Origin of the sequence: Levilactobacillus enshiensis (assembly GCF_007115095.1) — a bacterium.
In the GTDB taxonomy this organism is placed as follows: Bacteria; Bacillota; Bacilli; order Lactobacillales; family Lactobacillaceae; genus Levilactobacillus; species Levilactobacillus enshiensis.
The window spans coordinates 86,493-102,701 of record NZ_SULH01000011.1 but is presented as its reverse complement, the minus strand read 5'-3'; the positions used below and the strand labels follow the sequence as shown (position 1 = coordinate 102,701).

Sequence of the window (16,209 nt, the reverse complement as noted above, 5' to 3'; positions counted from 1 at the left end):
TCGAAAATAAGTTAGCGACATTTCTAAAAAGCTGTACAGCAAAAACAACTAACTCCGAGTGCAATCAAGCATTCAGAATTAGTCGCTTTGTGTTATTTCAGTTCAATTAGGTTACATTTTCTCCAATCCATGCCGTTGCTCCTCATCAATGATGTGGGTATACAGACCGGTCGCACTGGTTGAGTTTTGTCCCAACTGGGTGGCCACCAGCTGTTCATTCTTGGTGGCTAGGTAGAGTTTTGAAGCCAACGTATGACGCAGCTTATGCGGTGTGATACGGACCTTAAACGCTGAGGAGTATTTGGCTACCATTTTCTCCATCGAGTTGGCTTGCATCCGTGAAGCCTGACCGCGATAACTGCTGAGGAAAAGGGCCCGATCACTACTGGTGGCGTGATAAATGGCTGTTCGGTGTGCAACGTAGTCTTGAATGTAAGGCAAAGTCCACGGCGCAATCGGCACCGTATCCCGTTGGCCACCCTTACGGACCACGCCAATCGTTCCGGTCTTCAGATTCAGGTGGCGCAAGTCAGCATTAGCGGCCTCCGAGACGCGCAAGCCACTGCCCAACAACAGGGCATTAATGGCCAGATCACGTTGTTTATCCCGATGAAAATACCGTTTCTTGGCTGGTGACAGCAAGCCTTCATATTTTTCGTCGATAAAGGCCAAGTAATCATGATCCGTGTTGCCCAGCATGAGCTTCGTTTTTAAGTTAGCGGCTCGCGTTGCGTAGGTCTCGCTGGTCCGAACCAAGGCAATCTTATGCATGACGTTACGGTCAAAGTAGGCCTCACCATGTTCATCTTCAGTATCCTCCGTGAGGTACTTAAAGAGAGACGAGAGGGCGTTTAGGGAACGATTGATAGTTGGATGGGTTCGGCTCCCAGGAGCGCCTGTGAGCTTGGTCTGGTTCAGCAGAGCAGACTTGTACAGTTCGACGGTTTCTTTTTTTAACTTCGCCAAGACTTGAATGTCGATATCGGCGGGGTGGGTAGCCGTGGTTAGGCCTTCACTAATGAGCCAGTTGAAGAAACGGCGATACTCCGTGAGGTATTGGTACAATGTGGCAGGCGATAAGGGGACAGTAGCCTTGGCCTGATAATATTCTTGGACGTACCAGGGCGCGATGGCCAATTCTTCATTGATTAATTTTAAGTAGTGCTGTTTTTCCATAATAGAAGCGGCCTCCAAACATATGTTCTCATATTTTATATGATACCGGTGAATGCTCAAATTAGCAAGTCCCCCGCCTTATTTTCACCCACTACTATCTTTAAAATATTTGTTTTAATGAAAGTAGTAGTTTAAATGATACTGAGATGTCCTGAGGAGCACAGCTTAAGCCTAATTGGGTCGTAAAACCTGTATATAGGATTTTTGACAGTGTGTGTTACCGTTTATGTTGAACTTATAGACTAACTGACGGATGGCCGCTAAACACTGATATGTCAGCATTCTTTGGGTATTTAAGCGACTAAGCATGGTTAATAGTCGTCACAGGCTTAGCAATCGTCGACAGTCTAAATCGCTGTCACACCAGTGTTTTGAGCCCATAAGGTATCGTCCATGCTTCAACATAGCTGGCTGATTAAGCACAGCGACTGCTATCACTGAGCTGGGCATAAGTTACTTGCTGATTCTGACTGACAAGCCGCATTTGCTTGGTACGTTGACTGAAAAACTGCCAGCAATGTCCCAGAATCAATTACTAGTGGATTCGACTGGCATAACGTATTTTTAGACGTTGATTCTAAGCACACGTTCAGTCTTTAGACGGAGACCTGACCATGAAATTAGCAGAGAATCCACCTGTAACTTACCGTTTTTGACGGATCTTACCGGCGAAATAGGATTGCTGACGATATTAGCTGTGATGGTCGTACTTAATCGCAAGTAAACGAATTCGGCTGCAGACGGACGATTACGGTCGACAAGTTTAGTTAGCGGTGACGCAAACAATCAAATGTGTCTCGAGAGTGATTGTTAGACCCGCGTATGTCGTCAGGAATTTACCGTTCGGCACAGCTAGAATTGTTTTAATTGTATAAACAGCTAACATGAGTAGCGTTACAAAAAATAATGACGCAGGTAAAAGAAAGGGTATGGCTATTCTGCGGTTGCAATTGAAAAAGATATTCTACTTTACATAATATATATTATCGAAAGTAGAGTCAAAAAGTAAAAAGTCAGCTACTTTGCGTAATCTGCAAATAAAAACAGCCAACTCGTTTTTTGACGTTCCGAGTTGACTGCTACCGCTAACCTTTAAATTAGGTTGAGCGTAGTTAAAATTTTTTTAGTCAGTGGCGTCAGCTGTTCTGGCAAGTGATTCAAGTCATAGAACTTTACGGCACTGGTTTCGTCCGTTTGATTTGTCAAATTGCCAGTTGCCAGCACATCATAGACCACGGTCACTGAATCAATCTGATCACCATTTGGATACGTGTACTGCATGTCCTGACCGCTAACAACTGCCAGCAGTTGCTGAACGGTTCCTTGCAACCCAGTTTCTTCGTGTAATTCACGTTCAGCCGTCGTAGCTGTATCTTCGTTTAATTCTTTTGATCCCGCTGGCAAGCCCCAAAGTTGGATATCACGGCGTTTAACCAACAATAACTGTTGGTGTTGTCGCACAACGGCTGCTGAACCGATCACAATTAATGGTTGTTGACCCACTTTTTGTCGTAAATCTAGGATATAACCCATACGTAAATCCCCGTCCTTTACCTAATTGTAACATGCAATTGGGGACTTGCTAATGCCAATTTTGGTGAAGGAAGGCCTCACGTCCGCCCATTTCTTCAATCTGGTAGCGAAACGGATTCTTCTGATAAAAGTCTTGATGTTCCTCTTCCGCGGGATAAAATGGCTGGGCAGCCTCAATCTGTGTCACGATGGGGACATCAAAGTGTGCACTGGCCGCTAAGTTGGCTTTTGACTTTTCTGCGATTTGCCGCTGCTCATCATTTGCGACGTAAATCACCGGTCGGTAGCTGTCGCCTCTGTCTTGAAATTGTCCCCCGGCATCAGTGGGATCTGTTTGGTGCCAGTAAATTTCGACGAGTTCTGCATAACTGATTATTGACGGATCAAAGGTAATCTTGACGGCCTCGGTATGACCAGTTGTGTGGCTGGCAACTTCAGCGTACGTCGGGTTTACCGTGTGTCCACCCGTGTAACCGGACACAACAGTTTGAATGCCCGGCTGAGTGTCAAAGGGCTTCACCATACACCAGAAGCACCCACCTGCAAAGATTGCCGTTTCAGTTTGACTCATACGGAAGTCCCTCTTTAGTTGTTAGTTGAATAATTGGTCAAAATCATGATAACCAGCGGCTTCTAATTTATCGGCCGGAATGAACTTTAGTGCTGCCGAGTTAATGCAATACCGTAAGCCACCCTGAGCTGCTGGACCATCATTAAAGACGTGTCCCAAGTGTGAGCCGGCATCGGTGCTGCGGACTTCCTGGCGAACCATTCCAAATGAATGGTCGGTATTTTCCTTAACGTTGGCTGCATCGATTGGTTTGGTGAAAGATGGCCAACCGCACCCAGCGTCATATTTGTCGGTTGAACTAAATAGTGGTTGACCGCTGACCACGTCCACGTAGATGCCGGGTTCGTAGAAGTGATCGTACTTACCCGTGAACGCTGCCTCTGTGGCCGCCTCCTGAGTAACCGCATATTCCTCAGCGGTGAGCCGCTGCTTTAAATCATCCTGTGTGTCTTGTTTAGCCATAATAATTTCCTCCAATTAATTGTACACAACCAGTTTCCTATAATTCTTAGTTTAAAGCTCTCAGATTAAAAGGCAACTAATTCGTTTGGTTATCTGCACTGGCATTGGCGGCCCCACCTTCCACTTAGGTGTGCAAAGCATGTACACGCTGGTAAATGTGGTTAAAGCGCCCCTGCAGTGGAAAAATACGTTACACGAGACGGTCGTGACTCCTAACACACCAGTTTCGGAGGGTCATCTAAAAAACCGCTGGTCGACTGTGAGTCGATCAGCGGTTCAGATTAGCTGGATTGACCAGCCGGAGTTTGGTAACGCAATTTAACACCATTGACGTCAACTTGTTTGATGCCAACAGAACGATTGCGATAGTACATCACGCTCTCTTCTGCTGGGTTGTGTGCTAATCCCATAGCGTGGCCCAATTCATGTTCCGCAACGTGAATATCATCGGCACGGGAATAGCCGTACGATTTCAGTAGCGTTGGATTGAGGGTTGCCGTGACGTCGAGTAGCAGGTCATTCTTAGACCAATAATCAGTTAAGCCGACGTCTTCTCCCAGAGCCACGGCCTGTGTCTTGGAGGCCGTTTTGAGAGTAATCTGTGCACTTTGAGTCGTTCCTAATTTGAAACGAAATGCACCAGTCTTATTCCAAGCGTTAATGGCGGATTGCCAAACTTGCCGATAGTAAGCCGATTTGGTGGTGATTACGTAGGTCGCGTGATTGTGGGCAAACCGCTCCGGACCAAAAGGTGTTGTGCCGGCTGCAGCTACGGCAACAGCACTCCCGCCCACTGGGGTGACAAAAAGACCAACAGTAACAACCGCAAGGGTAATCCCTCGGGACCAAAAGCTTCTTGCCATGCATAATCCCTCTCTTCGCGAAGGAAGATGCCTAACGGCTACCATCGGCGTCATTATAGCAGTCAGTGACCTTAAAGCGAATTAAAACGCTCCATGGCAACCGCTAAATTACCATAGAGCGTTCATTCAGATTGTAAATTGAGCGAATTAAGCTTCGAAAGCAGCTGTCAATGGTGGCACAACTTGCTTCTTCCGGGAAACAACGCCTGGTAAACTAGCGCGATTGTTGTCAAGCTTGGTGTTAAAGGCTTTTTCAACAATTTCCTTAGGTTCACCAGCAACGATTAATTCGGAGTCACTGTTCAACACGTTAGTGGCCAAGGTAATGAACAAGTCATAGCCATCAGCGGCCATTTCAGCTTGCATTTCCTTTTCTAGACCTGCCTGACGATCTAAGACATCGGCTAAGTCAACCGTATTGATTTGGCCAATACGGACGCTCTTGCCGGCCATATCAAAGGACTTAGCATCGCCATCGATGAGTTCCTTGTCACTCTTGGCAGCCAAGTTTGTCCCTGCCTTTAACATCGCAATACCGTAGCTTTGAACATCGATATCAGCAATTTCAGCTAACATCCGAACGGCTTCACGGTCTGTATCAGTCGTGGTTGGTGATTGGAGTAACAGCGTGTCAGAGATGATGGCTGATAACATTAACCCAGCTAATTTAGCAGGAATTTCCATCTTCTCTTCGTTAAACATTTCGGTCAGAATCGTACTCGTGCAACCAACGGGTTCTGCCCGGTAGTACAGAGGTGAATCCGTCTTGAAGTTAGCAATCCGGTGATGGTCGACCACGTAGCTGACCTGAACCTTATCAAGATCGCTAACACTTTGTTGTGCTTCGTTGTGGTCGACTAACATAACGTCGTCGACTTCGTTAGCCACTGTCTTGACGACCCGTGGTGCTGGTTCGTCAAAGTGGTTCAAAACGTAAGTGGTTTCCATGTTAGGCTCGCCCAAGGCAACGGCTTCAACGTCGAAACCTTTTTGGGTTTGGAAGTAGGCAAACGCCTTAGCAGCAACAATGGCGTCCGTATCTGGATTCTGGTGACCGAAAATTAATGACTTGCTCATGAGTAGAACTCCTTTAACAGAATAGTTTTAGTGTTACTTGTTACGCAATTGTTTGAGCCGCGAAATATAATCGTCTGTGTGTAGATAACGATCAAACTGGGCCAAGAAATGGCTGATTCGCGGAATTTCGGCTTTGCCCTTGCGGAACACAAAGGCTAAGTCAAAGCGGATGTTGGGATCGAAATGAGCCGTCCAAGTCTGTGGCAAGGCGTCCTGGCCGATCATGAATGAATTTGGCAAGGCCGTAGACGCCTGCGTCTGCATCGAGAAATGTAACAGCTGCGTTGGTGTCGTAAAGTTCGCGACACTCTTGGGGAAATCAGCTAGCTGATTCTTGTAGGCTTCATGCAACGTCTGATTGAGGTAGTAGCCCTCTGGGTACATTGCCCAAACATCGGCTGTTGTGTCTTTGAACTTGATTCGCCGCTTTTTAGACAGTTGCTCATCGTGGTGAATGAACAAGAGATCATCCGAAATAATTTTCTTCGACTCGTAGGGCTTCCAGTTCTTAATCGAATCATCCGGCAAATACATAATCGCCAGATCAATTTTATTATTTTCCAGTCGTTCCCAAATTTCCTTCCGCGTCAACATGTGAAAGGAAATCTTTAAGTCGGGATTATTTTGGTAGGACAAGATGGCGAAGTCCTCAAACACGGCGTCTTCCATGGAGGCCAGTAGCCCAATATTAATTTCTCCCTGTGTCGCACTAGTCGACTGCTGAATCTCGTCAGTGGCTTGGTTTAAGATGCCATAAATCTTGTGCGTGGCGTCCAACATGGTGTAACCAGCGTCAGATAACCGCAACTTCTTGCCGACCGAATAGAAGAGCGGTGCGCCCACCGTCCGTTCGAGCTTCTTGATTTGTTGCGTCAATGCCGGTTGCGTAATTCCTAGAATCTGAGCAGCCTGCGTGTAGTTCATGGTTTCTGCAAGCTGTAGGAAGTACGTCAAGGTCTTCGAAGAAAAGATACTTTCCTGTTTCGTCTTCATCCGCTTTTACTCCTTATGATTAGTCTGATGCCAGGCCAACCTAATGGTTACTATTAATCACTATGATAGGCTGTTTGCCCTAAAAGCGCAACGATTTCTGCTTATAAAATCATTGCTAGCAACTAACTAGTCCAAAACGAGTGTTGTCGGTTTGACGCGTAGTTGGGTTGGTATGCCTTCAACGTCCGTGTCGACCACGAAGGAGCCGTTGGAGTAGCGACCACTTAACGGGTGTTCCGTTGGCAACACATCGTGGGTGCGTTCCCGACTGGTCAGAATCTCCAGTGGCGGGTTACCTGCTGGAATCGCCATGAAGTCAACGATTCGATGTGGATCACGTTTCAATTCACGAAGGACGATGACGCCACGGCGAGCGCGACTGGTCACGGACAGTTCCTTCATGGCCAAACGTTTAAAGGCACCGCGTTGGGTCACCATGGCGATGGTATCGCTATCGGTAACGAGGGCCAAGTTGACGACCTCGTCATCGTCGCGGAGATCCATGGACCGAACACCGGTCGTTCGGGCACCATTGACGGAGACTTCATCGATACTGTAACGCAAGGCATAGCCGTTCTTGGAGATCAATAGGATACCTTGATCGATCGGTTCAGTCAGATACTTAACCTGAACGACTCGTGCTTCAGGATGCTTCAGTTTCTCATAAACGGCGGCCCGACTCTTGTAGGTCCGGCCGGGAGTCAAGTCACTAAAGGCAGTCTGCTTAATGTAGCCATCACTGGTTGCGATTAAGAAGCGGCCAGGTTCTTTGAGCGTCTTGAAGGCAAATGTAGCAACGATTTCTTCATCCGCAGCAAGACCAGTCGTTTGTGAAATGTGTTCACCGGTCTCCTTCCACTTGACGTCGCTGATCTCGTGGACGGGCCGGTAGATGAGATTCCCCTTATTGGTGAACATCATCAGGTGGTCCAACGTGCTGAGTTTCTGCATGAAAATTGGGTAATCTTCATCCTTCAACCCGTTGTCGTCGGGATCGGAAGCCGTATAGGATCGGACACCGGAACGTTTCAGGTACCCATCGTGACTGACTAAAACCACGACGTCTTCATCGGCAACCGTGACTTCGGTATTGATCTTCAGGTCTTCAATCTCGGCTTGAATTTCAGTCCGCCGTGGATTCCGATAGGCCTTGCCCACTGCCTTCAGTTCCTTTCGGAGGACAGCGTTTAAGGCTTTAGGGTCAGCTAAAATCTTATGGTCCTCCGCAATTGCAGCGGATAACTTGTCAGATTCGGCCTCCAACTGGGTCACATCAGTGTTAGTCAACCGATACAACTGTAAGGCGACAATGGCATCGGCCTGCTTCTCGGAAAAGTCGTAGGTATTCACCAGATTGTCACGTGCATCCCGGCGGTTCTTACTTGCCCGAATGGTCTTGATTACTTGATCCAAAATAGACAGTGCTTTGATCAGACCCGTTACGATGTGTTGTCGGTCTAAGGCCTTTTGCAGATCATATTCCGTTCGTTTCGTGATGACTTGGCATTGATGTTCCAAGTACGCTGACAAAATCGTTTTGAGGCCAACGTGTTCCGGACGTTGGTGGTTGATGGCAACCATATTGAAGTTGTAGGTGATCTGTAACTCAGTGTTCTTGAATAGGTAATTCAACACCCCTTGAGCATCAGCATCGCGCTTTAGTTCAATGGCGATCCGCAAGCCATCTCGGTCGGTTTCATCCCGAACCTCGGCCAAGCCTTCGACCTTTTTATTCAAGCGAATCTCGTCAATCTTCTTGACCAATTGTGCCTTATTGACTTCATACGGGATTTCCGTCACCGTAATCTGACTCTTGTTACCGCGTAACGCTTCGATTGCCGTTTTAGAACGAACAACCACGCGACCACGGCCAGTTTCATAGGCTTTAACAATGCCATCTTTCCCTTGAATGATGCCTCCAGTTGGGAAGTCCGGGCCTTGAACGAAGCCCATCAGTTCTTCCAAGCTAGCCTTGGGATGACTTAATAGGTAAATACAAGCGTCGACGACCTCACCTAAGTTGTGCGGCGGAATATCCGTGGCGTAGCCGGCAGAAATCCCAGTGGCACCGTTGACCAATAGGTTCGGAAAACGGGCGGGCAAGACGGTGGGTTCATACTCGGTGTCATCAAAGTTAAGGACCATTTCAACCGTATCTTTGTCGATGTCCCGTAACATTTCACCGGCTAACTTGCTCAAACGCGCTTCGGTATACCGCATGGCAGCGGCCGGGTCACCATCCATAGACCCATTGTTCCCGTGCATTTCAATCAGGGGTTCTCGAACCTTCCAATCTTGGCTCATCCGCGTCAAGGCTTCGTAGATGGAACTGTCACCATGGGGGTGAAAGTTCCCCATGACATTACCGACAGATTTTGCGGATTTCCGAAAACCTTTATCGTAGGTGTTACCATCCTTGTTCATGGCAAACAAGATCCGCCGTTGAACGGGTTTCAATCCGTCACGAATATCGGGTAAGGCCCGTTCTTGGATGATGGATTTGGAATAACGGCCGAAGCGGTCACCCATGACTTCTTCCAGAGTTAATTCTTGAATCTTTTGTCCTTCACTCACGACATGTTTGCTCCTTTCACCGGTCGATTAATCACTGGTCGACGTGGCATCATTTTCTAATAAGCTGGTGTTGTCATCTTCCAGCGTAAATTGAACATTATTTTCGATCCATTTCCGACGGGGTTCAACTTTATCGCCCATCAACGTTGTAACCCGGCGTTCAGCCAGAGCGGCATCGTCGATTTGCACGCGAATCAGCGTTCGGTTGTCGGGATCCATGGTCGTTTCCCACAGCTGTTCGGCGTCCATTTCCCCTAACCCCTTAAAACGTTGGAGGTTGTAGCCGTGGTTGGGGATCTTCTGCGTCTTTTCAGTCAATTCATCGTTGGTCCAGGCGTATTCGATATCCTGGTTCTTGCCGGTTCGTTTGATGCGATACAGCGGTGGTAAGGCAATGTAGACCCGGCCAGCGTCGATCATTGGTCGCATGTATTTGTAGAAGAAGGTCAGCAGTAGAATCTGAATGTGAGCCCCATCATCATCGGCATCGGTCATGATAATAATCTTATCGTAATTGGCATCTTCAATGTTAAATTCGGTGCCAACACCAGCGCCAATGGTGTAGATCATGGTACTGATTTCTTCATTCTTCATAATATCTGGGAGCTTAGCGCGTTCCGTGTTCAGCACCTTTCCTCGTAAAGGGAGGATGGCTTGGAACTTTCGGTTACGCCCCTGTTTGGCTGATCCGCCGGCGGAATCCCCTTCGACCAAGAACAGTTCGTTCTTCGCTGAATTCTTTGACTGAGCGGGCGTAAGCTTACCGGATAAAAGACGTTCGTGCTTTTTATGACGCTTACCATTCCGGCTTTCATCACGGGCCTTCCGTGCGGCCTCACGCGCCTGACGTGCTTGTGTGGACTTCTTGATCAGCATCTTCCCGAAGTCCCCATTTTCCATCAGGTAGTAACCCAGCTGTTCACTGATGACATTGTCCACGATGGTTCGTGCTTCCGGTGTCCCCAGCTTTTCCTTGGTCTGACCTTCAAATTGGAGCAGGTTTTCCGGAACCCGCAGCGATATGACCGCAGAGAGCCCTTCCCGGACGTCGGAACCTTCCAGATTCTTATCGCGATCCTTCAATAGGCCGACCTTCCGTGCGTATTCATTGAATGCCTTGGTCCAGCCGCTACGCATCCCGACTTCGTGTGTGCCCCCGTCCTTCGTCCGGACGTTGTTCACAAACGACAGTAAGTTTTCGGTATACCCGTCATTGTATTGCGCGGCAACTTCAACTTCGATACCGTCTTTCTTACCGTCAAAGTACATGACGTTGCCCAACGTGTCTTTATCTTCGTTTAGATAGCCAACAAACTCTTTGATACCGTCTTCAAAATGATATTCTTCAGCCTTTTCTTGGCCTTCACGTTCGTCGGTCAGCGTGATCTTAACGCCCTTTAGCAAGAATGCCGACTCGCGCAGCCGTTCGGAGAGCGTCCCGAAGTTGTAGACCGTCGTCGTGAAGATGCTACTATCCGGTTTGAAATCAATCGTTGTGCCGTTGTGTGCCCGGGTATTGCCCAATTTTTTCAGCGTCCCCTGTGGCTTCCCACCGTCTGCAAATTTTTCTTGGTAGCGCACGCCATCACGCACAATGGTCACGGTTAGCTTACTGGACAGTGCATTCACAACGGAAGCACCAACCCCATGAAGCCCACCAGACGTCTTGTAGCCTCCCTGGCCGAACTTCCCACCGGCATGGAGGACCGTTAAGATGACTTCGGGGGTCGGAATTCCCGACGCGTGCATGCCCACCGGCATCCCCCGTCCATGATCGACGACCGTGATACTGTTATCCTGGTGAATGGTTACGTTAATTTCCTTACCGTAGCCCGCTAAGGCCTCATCAACGGCGTTATCCACGATTTCGTAGACCAAGTGGTGCAATCCACGGCCGTCGGTTGAGCCGATATACATCCCAGGACGTTTACGAACAGCTTCCAATCCCTCCAAGACCTGAATGGAGGAATCGTCATACTTTGGTTTTGCTTTCGCCATGCGTAAATCCCCTTTACATTTTTATTCGTTTTAAATGGTGTGTTGCCAGCCTTACCTAGTTTACCGCAATGCGAACGTATGTTCAAATAAAATGGACAAACGCCCACGGTGTGGTCAACAATAACCACATTATCATACCACAGGAAGCTGAAAACTTGCTAGTTCTCTTGAGATAATTGGCGTGGCGTTGAAAACATGCTAAAATATAGAACAGCTTATTTGCAATGCGGTCACGAGGACGACATTGGGAGAAAGAGCGGAGGAATTGAGTCGTGAAATTAATTGGTTTACTTGTTTTGGCTTACCTACTGGGTGCCATTCCTAATGGGGTCTGGGTCGGTAAAGCCTTCTTTGGCACGGATATTCGCCAATCAGGATCGGGTAATATTGGGACGACCAACACGTATCGGGTCTTGGGCCCCTACGCGGGAACGGCCGTCATGGTTCTCGATATCGCTAAAGGAAGTGTGGCGACGCTGTTGCCGACCCTAGGCCACGTCACAACGTTTTTAGGAACAGCGACACCCTTGCTGTTTGGTCTATTTGCTATTTTAGGCCACACCGTATCGATCTTTGATCACTTTAAGGGTGGCAAGGCCGTCGCTACGTCTGCGGGGATGCTATTAGCCTACAACCCGCTGATGTTTGTGATTGCTGCTGGACTATGGGTCAGCCTGATCTATTGGACCAGTATGGTCAGTCTGGCTAGCATGATTGCCTTTAGCCTAATCACATTGATTTCCCTAGCATTTCAAGACTGGTACCTGACTGGCATTGCGTTGGTCTTGACCATCTTTGTATTTTATCGTCACCGCGCCAATATTCAACGTATCCGTGAAGGAACAGAATCGATGGTCCCCTTTGGTCGGGGCTATCATAAGCGAAAGAAGAGTTAACCTGTGCTAGAAACGTAAGGAGGCCCGGACATCATGTCCTGGCCTCCTTTTTTTGCAAGGTGTGTGCGCGGTGGCTGAGGGCCTTGGCGTACCCGCCTTCGTAACATCAACGTCGCTATGGTTAGAAGTAAGTGATCTGATACCCCGCCTGAAAATGGTCATGTGCGGCTAGGTGCTGAATGGCGACCTTGGTTTCGAGATCCCCGGTGGCCTGAACATCGTCCGCTAATCCCCACCAAGGCTCGATGCAGACAAAGGGGGCCTGCTTAGGATATGGGGACCAGATACCAACGTATGGTGCCGCAACCGTTAAGGCAATGCCGTGGTCATTGGCGGTGCTACTCAGCATGAGCGTGGTCTCTTGATCGTTCAGTGTCAGGACCTGTGCATCGTGATCGAACAGGTGGTGGTCCAACTGCAACGGTTGCGTCAGGTCAAGTGGCACCGTGTGACCGGTATCACTGTATGGCCCAACGAGTGGCACGCGTTGATACGTTTGCTTGGGTGAGACCGTGACCTGATAGTCGGTAAAGTCAGCGGTCGCCTCACCTAGCGGCACATTGAAGCCGGGATGGGCGCCAAATGAGAAGATCAGTGGGGTATCAGCTGGATTAGCAACCTCTGCGGCGACCTGCAGTTGATGGTCGACCAGCGTGTAGGTAATCGTCAGCGTAAAATCGCTGGGAAAGAGCAGCCGGCTTTGCTCGTCGGCCGTCAGCTGTAAGCTGAGCTGTGTCTCGGTTTGCGCGACCACTTGAAATTCTCGATCACGGGCAAACCCATGTTGACTCATCTCGTAGGTCTTACCGGCGAGTCGATAGTGATTGTCCTGCAAACGCCCCACGATGGGGAACAAGAACGGTGCGTGGCGGCCCCAATAGGCTTTATCTGCCTGCCACATATATTCCAAGTGACTATCGTTGTCCTGAACGCTGGTTAACTCAGCGCCCAACGGATTAATTTTAACCGTTAAATACGTGTTTCTTAACGTTAGCATGTAAATTCCTCCCGACGTTTCCTTGTCGTGAAATTGAATGATTTTTAATGAATACGCACAATCTCCCACTTTAATCCGGCGTACCTGACTGCCGAAAAAAGGGCCAAGACAACCGTCTCGGCCCCACAAATTAGTTACAGGATGTAACGCGACAGGTCTTTGTTTTGCACAATGTCACCGATCTTGTCGTTGACGTAACTTTCAGTAATCGTCACGTCGCCGGTTCCCATGTCAGGACCTTCAAACAACAGGTCTTCCAACAGCTTTTCCAGAACCGTCTGTAAACGCCGGGCCCCAATGTTTTGGTTCTCGTGGTTCAGTTCGAAAGCCAGATCGGCAATGCGTTCGATGGCTTCCATGGTAAACGTGACCTTAACGTTGTCCGTACCAATCAACGCAATGTATTGCTTGATAAGGGCGTTGTTTGGTTCCGTCAAGATCTTGACGAAGTCTTCCTTGCTTAGGTCATTTAATTCGACCCGGATTGGGAAACGACCCTGTAATTCAGCAATCAAATCGCTAGGCTTGGATTCAGCAAATGCTCCAGCGGCGATGAACAGGATGTGGTCCGTATCGATCGTCCCGTACTTGGTCTTGACCTGAGTACCTTCGACGATTGGTAAGATATCACGTTGGACCCCTTCACGGGAGACGTCGCCACTATTTTGGCTACTGCCCTTAGCAATCTTATCGATTTCATCGAGGAAGATGATGCCCGTATTTTCGGCCCGCTTGATGGCATCGTGGTTGATGTCAGCGTTGTTGACCAGCTTCTCGGATTCTTCGGCAACCAGGATTTCCCGCGCTTCAGCGACCGTGACCGTGCGCTTGATCCGCTTCTTAGGCATAATCGCGCCCAACGTATCGTTGAGGTCCACACCCATTTGGCCCAGCATGTTGTTGTCCCCCGCATTGGCTTGTTGAGGATCGTCCATTTCAATTTCGACCATGTGATTTTCGAGTAGACCTTTATCCAGTTGTTCGGACAAGGAGAGCCGTTCGTTACGGATGTCGTCGGTGACTTCTTCCTCTTCACCGGGTGCAGTTGGGGTTTGACCGTTTTGCATCTGGGAGAACATGTTCATCATGTTGGCGAAGTCGTTGTTGTTCTTGTTTTCCTTCTTCTTTGCGGGAGCCAAGAGCTTGACCAACCGTTTGTTAGCCGCTTGAATGGCATCGGCCCGAACATTCTTAAATTGGTCTTGTTTTTCCATCGCTACGGAAACTTCGACCAAGTCACGAACCATGGATTCCACATCGCGACCAACGTACCCAACTTCGGTAAACTTGCTGGCTTCAACCTTGGTAAATGGCGCGTGAACGATTTTGGCTAACCGGCGGGCAATTTCAGTCTTCCCAACCCCGGTCGGTCCAATCATTAACATGTTCTTCGGTGAAATTTCCTCTTGCATAGCAGCGTCTAGTTGCATGCGACGGTAACGGTTACGTAATGCAATCGCAATCGCCCGCTTGGCTTCGTCCTGGCCAATGACGTATTGGTCGAGTAAGGCGACGATTTCTTTAGGTGTTTTATTAATAGCGTCCACAATGGATTCCTCCGTTTCGATTAAAGTTCTTCAGAAATAACATTTTCGTTGGTAAAGATATCGATCCCACCCGCAATATGGATGGCACTTTCAGCAATTTCCTTAGCGCTCATGTCAGTTGCATGGTGGTGTAAGGCTGTGGCAGCGGCTAGGGCAAAGTTCCCACCAGAACCGATAGCCAGAATATCATCATCGGGGGCGATGACTTCACCGGAACCGGAAACCAGTAACATTTCGTCCTTATCCATGACGATCAATAAGGCCTCTAACTTTTGCAACGCCTGATCGGAACGCCATTGCTTAGCCAGTTCCACGGCTGCTCGTTGAAGGTTACCGCTGTATTCGTTAAGTTGGCTCTCGAATTTTTCTTCAAGGTTGAAGGCGTCAGCAACACTCCCGGCAAAGCCGACGACGACTTGGTTGTTGTAGATCCGGCGAATCTTGTGCGCGGTCCCCTTCATGATGACCTTTTCACCCATGGTTACTTGGCCGTCACCAGCCATAGCATTATGGCCGTTATGCCGAACTGCACAGATGGTAGTTGCTTCAAATTTTACTGGCATAGTTTCATCAATCTCCTTACGATTGTTTTGTGTGATCAGAATTATCTTCAGTGGCGCGCGGGAAGAACTGGCGATAATCGCGTTGTAAATGTTCCCGGGTCACGTGGGTGTAGATCTGCGTGGTCGACAGACTGCTGTGTCCCAACAATTCTTGGACCGACCGTAGATCTGCACCGCGGTTAAGCAAGTGTGTGGCAAAGGTGTGCCGCAGCATGTGGGGATGAATGTCCGTGGTGAGGCTACTGCGCTTGATGACCTGATTCAACAGGTAGGTCACGCCAGCCGGGGTCAACTGCTCTCCCCGTGCGTTGATAAAGACATACGGATGCGTGCGGTTGAATTTCGTCATCAGCGGTGTGCGGGCGGCAGTAAAGTAACGTTCTAGGGCATCGGTCGCGTAATTGCCAAATGGCACGTAACGTTCCTTGTTACCCTTCCCATGAATCAACATGATCCGGTTGTCGAAGTCAACGTCGGGTAACGTGAGGTTGACACACTCACTGACCCGAATACCGGTACCGTACAGGACTTCTAACACTGCCGAATCCCGCGTTGCTAGTTGCGTATTCGGATTGGCAGCCGCGGCCGTAAACAGCGCGGTCATTTCCCGTTCATAGAAGAATCGGGGCAAATGATTTTGATGGTGCTTAAGCTGCACGTAGGCAAACGGGTCATCCTTGGCCAAATCGTTACTCATCAGAAAGCTGTAGAATGATCGCAACGTTGACAACTTACGGGCAATGGTCGTGCGCGCGTAATGGTGATCATACAAATCGCTCAAGTAGACCTCAACATCTAGTTGATCAATTGCCGTCCACGGTTTGATGCCGCCATTGTCGGTTAAAAACTGGGTAAACTCGTCGATGTCCTCGCGGTAGGCCTTAACCGTTTCCGGTGAGTATTGGCGTTCGCCGCTAAGATACGTCATAAACTGTGCGACCGTGTCATCCACGAACAAC

The 16,209-nt window shown here is 48.8% G+C and carries 14 protein-coding genes; 1 reads left to right on the top strand and 13 read right to left on the bottom strand.

Features of this window, described 5'->3' with window-relative positions:
* Positions 1-111: 111 nt before the first annotated feature.
* The 9 genes from xerS to parE all read right to left on the bottom strand — a co-directional run bounded on the left by xerS (position 112) and on the right by parE (position 11,247).
* The gene (gene xerS, locus FAY32_RS11340; RefSeq protein ID WP_143463547.1) at positions 112-1,176 is read right to left on the bottom strand and encodes a tyrosine recombinase XerS; all 1,065 of its coding nucleotides are present in this window, start codon (positions 1,174-1,176) and stop codon (positions 112-114) included.
* A 1,092-nt stretch (positions 1,177-2,268) separates the two neighbouring features.
* Positions 2,269-2,709, bottom strand: coding sequence for an NUDIX domain-containing protein (locus FAY32_RS11335; protein WP_143463546.1), 441 nt, complete (start codon positions 2,707-2,709; stop codon positions 2,269-2,271).
* Between the two features lie 49 nt (positions 2,710-2,758).
* Positions 2,759-3,280 (bottom strand): peptide-methionine (S)-S-oxide reductase MsrA, encoded by a 522-nt coding sequence (gene msrA / locus FAY32_RS11330; RefSeq protein ID WP_143463545.1) that lies wholly within the window; start codon positions 3,278-3,280, stop codon positions 2,759-2,761.
* 21 nt (positions 3,281-3,301) lie between these two features.
* Positions 3,302-3,742 (bottom strand): peptide-methionine (R)-S-oxide reductase MsrB, encoded by a 441-nt coding sequence (msrB, locus tag FAY32_RS11325; protein ID WP_143463544.1) that lies wholly within the window; start codon positions 3,740-3,742, stop codon positions 3,302-3,304.
* 281 nt (positions 3,743-4,023) lie between these two features.
* Positions 4,024-4,605 carry a matrixin family metalloprotease gene (locus FAY32_RS11320; protein WP_143463543.1) on the bottom strand — a complete coding sequence of 194 codons (582 nt, stop codon included), beginning with the start codon at positions 4,603-4,605 and terminating at the stop codon, positions 4,024-4,026.
* A gap of 147 nt (positions 4,606-4,752) precedes the next feature.
* Positions 4,753-5,682: a manganese-dependent inorganic pyrophosphatase gene (locus tag FAY32_RS11315; RefSeq protein ID WP_143463542.1), complete on the bottom strand. Its 930-nt coding sequence runs from the start codon at positions 5,680-5,682 to the stop codon at positions 4,753-4,755.
* 33 nt (positions 5,683-5,715) lie between these two features.
* Positions 5,716-6,675, bottom strand: a complete 960-nt coding sequence (locus tag FAY32_RS11310) for a LysR family transcriptional regulator (protein WP_143463541.1) — start codon at positions 6,673-6,675, stop codon at positions 5,716-5,718.
* 126 nt (positions 6,676-6,801) lie between these two features.
* Positions 6,802-9,249 carry a DNA topoisomerase IV subunit A gene (gene parC, locus FAY32_RS11305; RefSeq protein ID WP_143463540.1) on the bottom strand — a complete coding sequence of 816 codons (2,448 nt, stop codon included), beginning with the start codon at positions 9,247-9,249 and terminating at the stop codon, positions 6,802-6,804.
* Between the two features lie 27 nt (positions 9,250-9,276).
* Entirely contained in the window at positions 9,277-11,247 is a 1,971-nt protein-coding gene (parE, locus tag FAY32_RS11300) for a DNA topoisomerase IV subunit B (RefSeq protein WP_143463539.1), read from the bottom strand.
* A 272-nt stretch (positions 11,248-11,519) separates the two neighbouring features.
* On the opposite strand from parE, the gene plsY reads away from it, so the two are divergent.
* Entirely contained in the window at positions 11,520-12,143 is a 624-nt protein-coding gene (plsY, locus tag FAY32_RS11295) for a glycerol-3-phosphate 1-O-acyltransferase PlsY (protein WP_143463538.1), read from the top strand.
* A gap of 121 nt (positions 12,144-12,264) precedes the next feature.
* Here the strand turns inward: plsY and FAY32_RS11290 are convergent, their stop codons facing one another.
* The 4 genes from FAY32_RS11290 to xerC form a co-directional block, all read right to left on the bottom strand.
* The gene (locus FAY32_RS11290; RefSeq protein WP_143463537.1) at positions 12,265-13,140 is read right to left on the bottom strand and encodes an aldose 1-epimerase family protein; all 876 of its coding nucleotides are present in this window, start codon (positions 13,138-13,140) and stop codon (positions 12,265-12,267) included.
* A 134-nt stretch (positions 13,141-13,274) separates the two neighbouring features.
* Positions 13,275-14,687, bottom strand: coding sequence for an ATP-dependent protease ATPase subunit HslU (hslU, locus tag FAY32_RS11285; RefSeq protein WP_143463536.1), 1,413 nt, complete (start codon positions 14,685-14,687; stop codon positions 13,275-13,277).
* Positions 14,688-14,707: 20 nt separating this feature from the next.
* Complete coding sequence (gene hslV, locus FAY32_RS11280; protein WP_048736015.1) at positions 14,708-15,250, bottom strand: HslVU peptidase proteolytic subunit; 543 nt, start codon at positions 15,248-15,250, stop codon at positions 14,708-14,710.
* Positions 15,251-15,266: 16 nt separating this feature from the next.
* Entirely contained in the window at positions 15,267-16,178 is a 912-nt protein-coding gene (gene xerC, locus FAY32_RS11275) for a tyrosine recombinase XerC (RefSeq protein WP_263862555.1), read from the bottom strand.
* Between the last annotated feature and the right edge of the window lie 31 nt (positions 16,179-16,209).

Excerpts from the sequence above, each read along its gene's own strand:
- hslV (WP_048736015.1), bottom strand. The coding sequence starts at position 15,250 with ATGCCAGTAAAATTTGAAGCAACTACCATCTGTGCAGTTCGGCATAAC.
- FAY32_RS11315 (WP_143463542.1), bottom strand. The coding sequence starts at position 5,682 with ATGAGCAAGTCATTAATTTTCGGTCACCAGAATCCAGATACGGACGCC.
- msrA (WP_143463545.1), bottom strand. The coding sequence starts at position 3,280 with ATGAGTCAAACTGAAACGGCAATCTTTGCAGGTGGGTGCTTCTGGTGT.
- xerC (WP_263862555.1), bottom strand. The coding sequence starts at position 16,178 with ATGACGTATCTTAGCGGCGAACGCCAATACTCACCGGAAACGGTTAAG.
- FAY32_RS11320 (WP_143463543.1), bottom strand. The coding sequence starts at position 4,605 with ATGGCAAGAAGCTTTTGGTCCCGAGGGATTACCCTTGCGGTTGTTACT.
- parE (WP_143463539.1), bottom strand. The coding sequence starts at position 11,247 with ATGGCGAAAGCAAAACCAAAGTATGACGATTCCTCCATTCAGGTCTTG.
- FAY32_RS11310 (WP_143463541.1), bottom strand. The coding sequence starts at position 6,675 with ATGAAGACGAAACAGGAAAGTATCTTTTCTTCGAAGACCTTGACGTAC.
- xerS (WP_143463547.1), bottom strand. The coding sequence starts at position 1,176 with ATGGAAAAACAGCACTACTTAAAATTAATCAATGAAGAATTGGCCATC.
- FAY32_RS11335 (WP_143463546.1), bottom strand. The coding sequence starts at position 2,709 with ATGGGTTATATCCTAGATTTACGACAAAAAGTGGGTCAACAACCATTA.
- FAY32_RS11290 (WP_143463537.1), bottom strand. The coding sequence starts at position 13,140 with ATGCTAACGTTAAGAAACACGTATTTAACGGTTAAAATTAATCCGTTG.
- msrB (WP_143463544.1), bottom strand. The coding sequence starts at position 3,742 with ATGGCTAAACAAGACACACAGGATGATTTAAAGCAGCGGCTCACCGCT.